The 10,208-nt window shown below is 65.6% G+C and carries 8 protein-coding genes and 1 tRNA gene; 5 read left to right on the top strand and 4 right to left on the bottom strand.

The features are described 5' to 3' along the window. Positions 1 to 150 precede the first annotated feature (150 nt). Both nifU and nifS read right to left on the bottom strand, forming a co-directional pair. Positions 151 to 594 (bottom strand): Fe-S cluster assembly scaffold protein NifU, encoded by a 444-nt coding sequence (gene nifU / locus QZ378_RS10395; protein ID WP_291258215.1) that lies wholly within the window; start codon positions 592 to 594, stop codon positions 151 to 153. Positions 595 to 610: 16 nt separating this feature from the next. Continuing rightward, positions 611 to 1,810: a cysteine desulfurase NifS gene (gene nifS / locus QZ378_RS10390; RefSeq protein WP_291258214.1), complete on the bottom strand. Its 1,200-nt coding sequence runs from the start codon at positions 1,808 to 1,810 to the stop codon at positions 611 to 613. Positions 1,811 to 2,027: 217 nt separating this feature from the next. On the opposite strand from nifS, the gene QZ378_RS10385 reads away from it, so the two are divergent. Both QZ378_RS10385 and QZ378_RS10380 read left to right on the top strand, forming a co-directional pair. Beyond that, on the top strand, positions 2,028 to 3,158 hold the full coding sequence (locus QZ378_RS10385; RefSeq protein ID WP_291258213.1) for an AI-2E family transporter: 1,131 nt from the start codon (positions 2,028 to 2,030) through the stop codon (positions 3,156 to 3,158). Between the two features lie 153 nt (positions 3,159 to 3,311). Next, positions 3,312 to 5,627 carry an S-layer homology domain-containing protein gene (locus QZ378_RS10380; RefSeq protein WP_291258212.1) on the top strand — a complete coding sequence of 772 codons (2,316 nt, stop codon included), beginning with the start codon at positions 3,312 to 3,314 and terminating at the stop codon, positions 5,625 to 5,627. Between the two features lie 77 nt (positions 5,628 to 5,704). On the opposite strand, the gene mnmE is transcribed toward QZ378_RS10380, so the two are convergent. Both mnmE and QZ378_RS10370 read right to left on the bottom strand, forming a co-directional pair. After that, on the bottom strand, positions 5,705 to 7,075 hold the full coding sequence (gene mnmE / locus QZ378_RS10375; protein WP_291258211.1) for a tRNA uridine-5-carboxymethylaminomethyl(34) synthesis GTPase MnmE: 1,371 nt from the start codon (positions 7,073 to 7,075) through the stop codon (positions 5,705 to 5,707). A gap of 248 nt (positions 7,076 to 7,323) precedes the next feature. Next, positions 7,324 to 8,193, bottom strand: coding sequence for a pyridoxamine kinase (locus QZ378_RS10370; protein WP_291258210.1), 870 nt, complete (start codon positions 8,191 to 8,193; stop codon positions 7,324 to 7,326). 141 nt (positions 8,194 to 8,334) lie between these two features. Here QZ378_RS10370 and QZ378_RS10365 point away from each other — a divergent pair. The 3 genes from QZ378_RS10365 to QZ378_RS10355 form a co-directional block, all read left to right on the top strand. After that, a tRNA-Leu gene (locus tag QZ378_RS10365) sits at positions 8,335 to 8,419 on the top strand. Between the two features lie 147 nt (positions 8,420 to 8,566). Beyond that, entirely contained in the window at positions 8,567 to 9,436 is an 870-nt protein-coding gene (locus QZ378_RS10360) for an AraC family transcriptional regulator (RefSeq protein ID WP_191379513.1), read from the top strand. Between the two features lie 171 nt (positions 9,437 to 9,607). Next, on the top strand, positions 9,608 to 10,208 hold a 601-nt coding region (locus QZ378_RS10355; RefSeq protein WP_291258209.1), incomplete at its 3' end, for an extracellular solute-binding protein.

Below are 10,208 nucleotides of genomic sequence, written 5' to 3'. Positions count from 1 at the left end.
TTCTCATGGCGGAAGGGGTGACTTTTTCGCAAGAAAACGAACCCCTTCCGCCATGCAACTTTTCTCGAAAAAGCGGCTTTGCCGCTTTTTCGACACGCTGAGCCCCGGAACCGGATGGTTCCGGGGCTTTTCAGGGGGAAAGCGGGGGCGTCAGGCCCCGCAGGAGCAGCAGCCGTGCTCCTCGCCGCCGCAGGGGAGGCGGAGGTTCTCGGGCACCTCCTCCCCCCGGCGGCGGTAGTAGTCCGCCAGGGCGGCCTTGATGGCCTCCTCGGCCAGCACGGAGCAGTGCATCTTGTAGGCGGGCAGGCCGTCCAGGGCCTCCGCCACGGCGGCGTTGGTCAGCTCCATGGCCTGCTGGATGGTCTTGCCCTTGATCATCTCGGTGGCCATGGAGGAGGTGGCGATGGCCGAGCCGCAGCCAAAGGTCTGGAACTTCACGTCGGTGATCACGCCGTCCTCGTCGATGTTCAGGTACATCTTCATGATGTCGCCGCACTTGGGGTTGCCCACCTGGCCCACGGCGTTGGCATCGGGGAGGCTGCCCACGTTGCGGGGGTGCTCGAAATGATCCATCACTTTATCAGAATACAGCATATTGAAAACTCCTTTCTCATTCCACAACCCAGGTGGGTTTCTGTTCGGCGGCGTCCCAAACGGGGGACATATTGCGCAGGTAAGCGACTACCTCGGGCACGGCCGCCAGCATGGCGTCCACGTCGGCGTCGGTGTTGTCCGCGCCCAGGGACAGCCGCAGGGAGCCGTGGGCGATGGCGTGGGGCAGGCCGATGGCCAGCAGCACGTGGGAGGGATCCAGGGAGGCGGAGGAGCAGGCCGAGCCGGAGGAGGCGCAGATCCCCCTGGCGTCCAGGTGGAGGAGCAGGGCCTCCCCCTCCACCCCCTCAAAGACGAAGGAGGCGGTGCCGGGAAGCCGGTTTTCCGGATCGCCGGTGAGGCGGGTGTAGGGCAGTCTGGTCAGGCCGCTGATCAGCCTGTCCCGCAGGGCGGACAGCCGGGCGCCCTCCGCCTCCAGCCTGTCCACCGCCTCCTTCAGCGCGGCGGCCATGCCGATGACGCCGGGCACGTTCTCGGTGCCGGAGCGGCGGCCCTTCTCCTGCCCGCCGCCGTGGAGCAGGGGGGGCAGGCGCAGGGGCCTGCGGACATACAGGGCACCCACGCCCTTGGGCCCCTGGAACTTGTGGGCGGACAGGGAGAGGAGATCCACGTTCCACACCTCCACGTCCACCGGGATGTGGCCCACGGCCTGGACGGCGTCGGTGTGGAAGAGGATTTTGTGCTTTCGGGCGACGGCCCCGATCTCGGCCACCGGCTGGATGGTGCCGATCTCGTTGTTGGCGGCCATGATGGAGATGAGGACGGTGTCGGGCCGGACGGCGGCCTCCACGTCGGCGGGGCTCACCCGCCCCAGCTCGTCCACCGGCAGGTAGGTCACGGCATACCCCTGCTTCTCCAGGTGCTGGGCGGTGTGGAGCAGGGCATGGTGCTCGATGGCGGAGGTGATGATGTGGCCGGTGGTTTTCCCCTTGAGGGCCATGAGCTCCACCACGCCCTTGAGGGCCCAGTTGTCCGCCTCGGTGCCGCCGGAGGTGAAGAAGATTTCCTCGGGCTTTGCGCCGATGCAGGCGGCGATATCGGCCCGGGCCCGCTCCAGATCGGCCTTGGCCTCCTGGCCGAAGCGGTAGAGGCTGGAGGGGTTGCCGTAGTGGTCGGTAAAATAGGGGGTCATGGCCGCCAGGGCGGTCTGGGACAGGGCGGTGGTGCCCGCGTGGTCGGCATAGATGAAACGGGACATGGATGTCGCTCCCTTCTAAAATACTAAATTCATATATGTTTACTATGATTATAGCGGCGGCGCGGCCGGTTGTCAAGGGAAATTTTTCGCCCCGCGGAAGGTTTTATTAAACTTTACTTAAAACGCCTGTTTTCCGTTGACGGTGGAATCCGGGCCGTGCTATAGTGGAGAGGAAGAAATCCTTCGCCTGTGAATCTTATGGAAACCAGGAGCTGCTATGGACAAAAAACTGCTGAAAAGTATCCTGTTCATCATCACCTACGCGGTGGTGCTGGTGGTGGTGCTGGCCCGTCTGGACGTGATCGGCCATGCGGTGATGTGGGTGCTGGGCGTGCTCCAGCCGCTGCTCATCGGCTTTGCCATCGCCTTTGTGCTCAACCGGCCCTGCCGCTTCTTCCACCGGCTCTATCTGCGGGGCCTGGGCAGCACCCGGGCCAGGAAGGCCGCCCGCCCGCTGGCGGTGCTCTCCTCCTACCTGGCCCTCATCGCGGTGATCACCGCCATTTTTGCCTATGTGCTGCCGAAATTCGTGGAGAGCATCCAGACCTTTGTGCTCAATCTGAGCGGGTACCTGACCAACCTCCAGTCCGGCTATAACCAGCTTATCGACCAGCTCAACCTGGACGCGGAGAGCCTGGATCTCTCCTGGCTTGGGGAGAAGCTCAGCGGGCTGCTGGATCAGGTGCTGGCCTTCCTGTCCGACACAGGGCCCCAGCTGCTGGCCTCTGTCACCAGCAGTCTGGTGTCCGCCGTGGTGACGGGGGTGCTGGCCGTCGTGTTCTCCATCTATATGCTCTCCGGCCAGGAGAAGCTGCTGCGCCAGTGCCGCCGGGTGTTCCGGGCTTATGTGCCCGCCAGGATTGCCGGCCCGGTCGCGGACGTGGTGCATCTCACCGCGGATACCTTTACCCGCTTCGTCACCGGCCAGCTCACCGAGGCCTGCATCATCGGCGGCCTGACCGCCGTGGGGATGCTCTTCATCCAGGCGGATTACGCCCCCCTCATCGGCGTGATCGTGGGCGCGTCCGCCATCATCCCGGTGGCGGGGGCCTATATCGGCGCCATTGTCTCCGCCCTGCTGCTGCTGGTGGTCTCCCCCGTCAAGGCCCTGATCTTCCTGATCTTCCTCATCATCCTCCAGCAGTTTGAGGGAAATGTGATCTACCCCAAGGTGGTGGGCACCTCCATCGGCCTGCCCGGGCTGTGGGTGCTGGCCGCCGTCACCGTGGGCGCCAGCGTGGGCAGCCTGCTGGGCGTGCTGCTCAGCGTCCCCATCGCCTCCATCCTCTACACCCTGCTGCGCCGGAATGTGCGTAAGCGCCTGGACGGGCCGGACCGGAAGGGGTGAGCCCGCCCCCGCCGGGCACTCAGACAGCGACAGTGAACGGCAACCTGCGCCCCGAAATCCATGGGATTTCGGGGCGTTTTTTGCAGGTTGCTTTTTTCCCGGGGAGCGGCTATACTGTAGTTATGGAAACCTTGCAAAAGGGAGGTACGTACAATGAAAGGAAGGAGAATCCTGTCTCTGGCGCTGGCCGCGCTGACGGCGGTCTCCCTGCTGACCGTATCCGCCTCCGCGGCCGGATTTTCCGACATGGTGGGCCACTGGGCCCGTGACGACGTGGAGTATCTGGCCGCCCAGGGGGTGGTCAAGGGCACCAGCGCCACCACCTTTGCCCCCGACCAGAAGATGACCGCCTGCGAGGCCCTGTTGTTCTGCTCCCGGGCCGCCGGCGTCAGCGAGGAGGACAAAGCCGCTATCGCCGCCGACTGGGCGGACGAGCTGGCGGAACTCCTCCCGGACAGCCTCTACTCCTGGGCTGCGGAGGAGATGGCCGTATGCCTGGAGACCGGCATCCTCTCCGTGACCGAGCTGCGGGCCCTGAGTGCGGACGACGGCCTGCTCAAGACCATCAGCCGGGAGAGCCTGGCCATGTATCTGGTGCGGGCCATGCAGCTGGACGCCATGGCGAAAAACCTGAGCACCTACCCCATGGATTTTGCGGACACCAGCTCCATCTCCGCCGCCCTGCAGCCCTATGTCTACCTGCTGGATACATACGGCATTGTCCGGGGCAATGAGGCCAACTGCTTCCTGCCCAAGAGCTCCCTGACCCGGGCGGAGATGGCCACCATGCTCCGCCGGGCCATGGACTTCATGGAGGAGCGGGGGCTCTATGCCGAGCTGCCCGCCTACACCGACTACGACTGGGTGGGGGGCACCATCACCCAGGCGGCGGAGGACGGCGCCGGCGGCATCTCCCTCACCCTGACCAGCACCATCACCGGCACCCAGACCGTCACCCTCCCCGCCGGCGTGACCATCTATGAGAACAACATGCGCGCCTCTGCCGAGCCTTTGAGCCTGCTCCAGACGGGCACCTATGCCCGGGTGAACCTGGACGGGGACGGCTCGGTCCTGTCGGTGCGCCTGGGCGGTGCCGTCACCGCCTACACCGGCACCGTCACCGACATTGAGCCCGGGAGCGTGACCCTGGACGTGAACGGCGTGTCCCGCCGGCTGGAGATCGACCGCTTCACCGCCATCCAGGCCGACGGCGTCTCCATTCCCGCCCAGGTGCTCAGCAATCAGGGCGGCTACACCACCGCCGCCTGCCAGGTGGACGCCATGGGCCACCTGGCCGCCCTCCAGCTCTCCAGCGGCGGCCGCACCGAGGAGGGCATCCTCCGGGCTGTGGACGGCCGCTCCGGCAGCCAGACCCTCACCGTCACCGCCTTTGACGGCGGGGAGGCGCGGTATACCCTGCCCTCCGGCACGGCGGTCACCGTGGACGGCGGCGCCGGCAGCATGTCCGACCGGTACGAGGGCTGTTATGTCAATCTGCGGGTGTCCAACGACAGCGAGGGACGCCTCACCGCCGTGTCGGTGGACACCGGCACCCAGTATCTCCAGGGCACGGTTCAGACCGTGGTTACCAATCCCCAGAACGGCCTGGCCCTGACCGATATGGTGAGCGGGCGCAACACGGCCTACCTGCTCACCGACCAGGCCGCCGTCCGCTACAACGGGGAGACGGCCAGACTGTCGGACGTGCCGGTGGGCGCCTTCGCCACCCTCCGCCTCTCCGACGGCTATGTCACCTGGATGGACGCCTATCCCGGCGCGGCCAACACAGTCAAGGGCGTCCTGGACACCATCTCCTACGGGGACGTGATCACACTGCGGGTGCGCACCGACAGCGGCGAGGCCGCCTCCGTGACAGCGGACGCAGCCGCGCCCCCCACTGTGACCCGGGACGGCCAGGCCGGCTCCCTGGAGTCCCTGCGCACCGGCGACACGGTGGTGCTCACCCTCCAGGGCGGGCTGGTGACCGCCGTGGAGGCACAGGCCCAGAGCGTTACCGTCACCGGCACCGTCACCCGGACCGCCCGGCGGGGCGGAACTGTCACCTTGGATGTGCGCCTCAGCGACGGCTCCGCCGTCACCTATGAGGTGGACAGCGCCGCGCCCGCCACCCGGGACGGCCGCTCCATCGACGCGGAGGAGCTGAATGCGGATGACTGGGTGGAGCTGGTGGTTCACAACGGCGTGGTGGAGTCCATCACCGCCTACGAGGACGCCGGCCGGAACACCCGGCTGGAGGGCACCGTCCTGGAGACCGACACCCGGGACGAGACCCTGCGCGTCCGCCTCTCCGACGGGGGCACCCTCACCGTGGACGTGTCGGGGGCCAGCTTCCTCACCGCCGACGGCGGCTCCACCAGCCTGCGCCGCCTGTCGGAGGACGACCGGGTGCAGCTCTTCGGCGACTACAGCGGCAACCGCTTCGTGGCCACCCTGGTGATCCTGCTGTAAACATTGCGGCCAAAGTCCAAACGGCCCGGACTCCAAAGGGAATCCGGGCCGTTTTTCTCTGCCTGTTTGCTTCGCGCCTACTTGCCCACGCAGAACCGCTGGAAGATGCGGGCGGTCACATCCTCCCGCACGCTGGCCCCGGTGAGCTCCCCCAGGGCGGACAGGGCCTCCTCCACATCGGTGAGCAGGGCGTCGGGGGTGATCCCCGCCGCCAGGCTCTCCCCGGCCCGCTCCACCCCCGCCAGGGCCCGGCGGGCGGCCTCGGCCTGGCGGGCGTTGGTGAGCAGCTCCCCGGCCGCCTCCGCCCCGCCGGTGGGAAAGAGGGCGGCCACCGCCTCGGCCAGCTCGTCCAGTCCCTGACCGGTTTTGGCGCTCACCGTCACGGTTGGGGGCAGCGGATCCAGATTCACAAACGGGACGGGCGCGGAGGGCAAGTCGGCCTTGGTATGAACCAGAATGGTGGGGGCAAGTTTCGCCGCGCGCTCCAGTAGGGCCCCGTCCTCCTCCACCGGGGGCACGGAGCCGTCCCACAGCACCAGGATCAAAGCGGCACCCTCCATGGCGGCCCGGCTGCGCTCCACGCCGATGCGCTCCACTTTGTCCTCCGTGTCCCGCAGGCCGGCGGTGTCGATGAGCTTGAGCACCACCCCGCCCAGCCTGCACCGGGCCTCCACCGTGTCCCGGGTGGTACCGGGCACGTCGGTGACAATGGCCCGGTCGTAGCCCACCAGGGCGTTGAGCAGGGAGGACTTGCCCGCGTTGGGCCGCCCCACCAGCACGCAGGGCACCCCGCCGGCGATGTACCGCCCCCGCTCATAGGTGGCCAGCAGGGCGGACAGGCCCGCCCGGGCCTCCTCCAGCCCTGCCCGGATGGTGTCCGCCCGGAAGGGGTCGATGTCCTCGTCGGGGTAGTCCAGCACCGCGTGGAAGTGGGCCATGAGATCCACCAGGCCGTCGTAGATTGCCCCCACCCGGCGGCCCAGGGCGCCGGAGAGCTGCCCGGCGGCCTGCCGCACGGCGGCGGGGGTCTCCGCGTCGATGAGATCCGCCACCGCCTCCGCCTGGGTCAGATCCAGCTTGCCGTTGAGGAAGGCCCGCCGGGTGAACTCCCCCGGCCCGGCCTGCCGCACCCCCTGGGCAAGCAGGGCCTCCAACCCCAGCTGGAGCACCGCCGGCGAGCCGTGGCACTGAAACTCCGCCGTGTCCTCCCCGGTGTAGCTGCGGGGCGCCCGGGAGATGGTGGCCAGGGCCTGGTCGATGGGGGCGCCGTCGGGGCCCAGCAGGGTGCCGTAGACCAGCCGGCGGCTCTCATACTCCGCCAGGGACTTTCCGCCGGCGGGGCGGAACACGGCGGCGGCGGCCTCGATGGCGCCGTCTCCGCTCAGGCGCAGGATGCCGATGGCGCTGGGGGCGGGGGGCGTGGCAATGGCGGCGATGGTTTGGGACATATTCTCACCTCAACGAGACACGGCCGCCGCCCGGCGCAGGCCGGGCGGCGGAAAAAGATTGGCGAATCCGCCGGACAAATTTCCCTTGACTTCGCTTATGTCAACCGGAATCTGCATATCTGTGGACAAACGCGGTGGAAAAGCGATGTGGATAACCCTGTGGACAATGTGGAAAGAGCCTTATATACCGGGGTTTTACCCGATCCTGACCGGGACTTTACCCTGCATATACCATTGTATATTGTCTGTCAACGAACATCTGTACGGCTGGGGGCGGGGCCCATCAGCTCGCCCAGCAGGGGCTCAAACTGGACGCCCTCCGGCAGGGGAGTGCCCACGGCCAGGGTATAGGCCACACAGTGCTGGACAAAATCCGCCGCCCGCTGGGAGGCGTCGGCCAGGCCCTCCCCCCGCAGCAGGGAGCCCAGCAGCACGCTGGCGAAGAGATCCCCGGTGCCGGAGAAGCGGGCGGGCTCCTGCCGGGCCATGGCGAAGGAGATCCGGCCGCTCTCCCGGTCGAAGCAGCCCGCGCCGGTCACGCCGGGGTGCAGGCTCACTCCCGTGAGTACCACGGAGCGCTGCCCGTCCAGGCTCAGCCGCTCCAGCCAGGCCCGCAGGCCGGCCTCGTCCCCGGGGCAGGAGGCGTAGTCCTCCCCCAGCAGCAGGGAGGCCTCGGTGAGATTGGGGGTGATCACGTCGGCCTGGGCGGCCAGCTCCTCCATGCGGCGGCACAGCTCCGGCGTATAAGTACGGTAGGGCTTCCCGTGGTCGCCCATCACCGGATCCACCAGCACCAGGGTGTCCGCCCGGCGGAACTGCCGGTAAAATGCCTCAATCTGGGCGATCTGGCCGGCCGAGCCCAGAAAGCCGCTGTAGATGGCGTCAAAGGTCACCCCTAACTCCGCCCAGTGGGCGGCGGTCTCCGACATCTGATCCGAGAGATCCAGAAAGACAGAGTGCGGGCTGGGCGGGAAGGCGGTGTGGGCGGACAGGTAAGCTGTAAGCATGGGACAGCACTGCCCGCCCATGGCGGACAGCACCGGCAGCACCACGGTGGTGGAGCAGCGGCCAAAGCCGGAGAGATCCTGAATGGCGGCGATCCTCGGCGCGCGTTTCATATGTGTTCCCCCTTGTTTATTGGGCTTCCCCTCTATTATAACCGCTCTGATGCCAGAGTGCAATTGACATTTTCCGTGCCGGATGGTACACTTAATTCGCCTGCCCTGCGGGATGCTGCAGACCCCTGCGGGCGGAGTCCTGCGCCTGTGATGGAATTGGTAGACATGCGAGATTTAGGTTCTCGTGCAGCGATGCGTGTGGGTTCGAGTCCCTTCAGGCGCACCACGGCGAGTGTTCTTACAGCATTTGAAACGCTGTAAGAACACTTGCCTTTTTTATTGTTGTTTTCACCCGGTGATGGGCGAAATGGCTGTGTTGCGGTTTTTGGGTTCAAATGCTACAATGAAAAAAACAGCAGGGGGGCGAACTGCTATGGAACAAAATCAGCTCTACACAGCCATGCGATTTTACTTCCTCTATGTGGATCGCTACGTCTTCGGGGCGGGGTGGGTCTTTCCGGACAGCCACCTGCCCTACGCCATGGTGCGCTACATCCTGCGGGGCAGCGCGGAATTTGTGGTGGACGGCCGGTCCTTCCTGGTCCACGAGGGACAGGTGGTGTACCTTCCCGACGGCTGCCGGCTGGGCTGCCACACCATGGACCAGACCTTTGAGTTCTATTCCATCCGCTTCAAGTCCGCCACCCAGCTGGGCGCAGAGGATCTGCTGCGGGATCATTTCCATATCCGACTGGTCAACGACTGCGCCGGGGACACCTCCATCCTCTCCTATTTTGACCAGGTGTACCGCAGCGCCACCTCCCAGAACCCGGGCAAGGCCTTCCGGGTCCGGGGCAATCTGGAGCTGATTATCGCCTGGCTGGTGGAACAGGCCGGGGGGCAGCCAGCGCGGAGCAGCGCCGTCCGGGAGGACACCCCCTTCAACCTCCGCTACGATCTGCACCTCAACCGCCTGCCCCAGCAGGATCCCCGCATCGGCGCCCTGGTGGACTACATCGTGGACCACCCTACCGAGCAGTTCACCACCGAGTCCCTGTGCCGGACCGCCAACCTGAGCCCCTCCTCCCTGCGCCGCCTGTTCAAGCGGTACACCGGCAAGTCCCCCGGTGCCTTTATCCAGGATCTGCGCCTGATGGTGGCGGCCCGGCGGCTGCTGGTGACCGACGCGCGGATCTCCGATATCGCCTATGAGGTGGGGTTCGAGGATCCCAACTACTTCTCCCGGATGTTCCGCCGGAACTTCGGCGCGTCCCCGCAGGAGTATCGGAGAAATGCACAATAATTTGTGAAAAATATCACAAAGTATAGATGGATTTCGCAAAATAAAACGTCCAAATTTTGGGCGTTTTATGCTATCAATGATCGCTTTACCTCCTTGTTTCCGATCAAACCCGGAAGTATACTTTAGATGTAGTCAAAACTACTAAAAAGTGAGGTAAGGAGGATCCCAAATATGAAAAAACTGCTGTCTCTGTCCCTTGCAGCGGCCCTCTCGGTCTCCCTTCTGGCAGGATGTGGAGGCGGAGGCGGAACGGCCGAAACCAACACCCCGGCTAACACAGCCTCCAGCGAACCCGGCGAACTCTCCGGCGAGATCACTTTCTGGCACTCCTTCACCCAAGGCGCCCGTATGGAGGCCATCCAGGCGGCTGCCGACCAGTTTATGGCTGACAACCCCGGCGTGACCATCAACATCGAGACTATGTCCTGGGGCGACTTCAACACCAAGTGGAACGCCGGTATCACCACCGGCGATCTGCCCGACATGAGCACCGCCCAGAACACCGGCGAGGTGGTGGAGATGCTCAACGCAGACGTGCTGGCCCCCATCGATGGCACAATCGATGCCATCGGCCGAGACCTCTTCTCGGAGAAGGCGCTGGCCGATATGACCGTGGACGGCGTTACTTACGGTATTCCCTACTACTCCCACGCCCAGGTCATGTGGTACCGCACAGACCTGCTGGAGCAGGCTGGCCTGGAGGTGCCCACCACCTGGGATGAGCTGTTTTATCCCCAATTAGGTGTAAAACTCTGCTCGATGGCGGGCGGCG

The sequence above is a fragment of the Flavonifractor sp. genome (genome assembly GCF_019422385.1).
Taxonomy (GTDB): Bacteria; Bacillota; Clostridia; order Oscillospirales; family Oscillospiraceae; genus Flavonifractor; species Flavonifractor avistercoris.
This window is presented reverse-complemented; position numbering and strand designations above follow the sequence as displayed.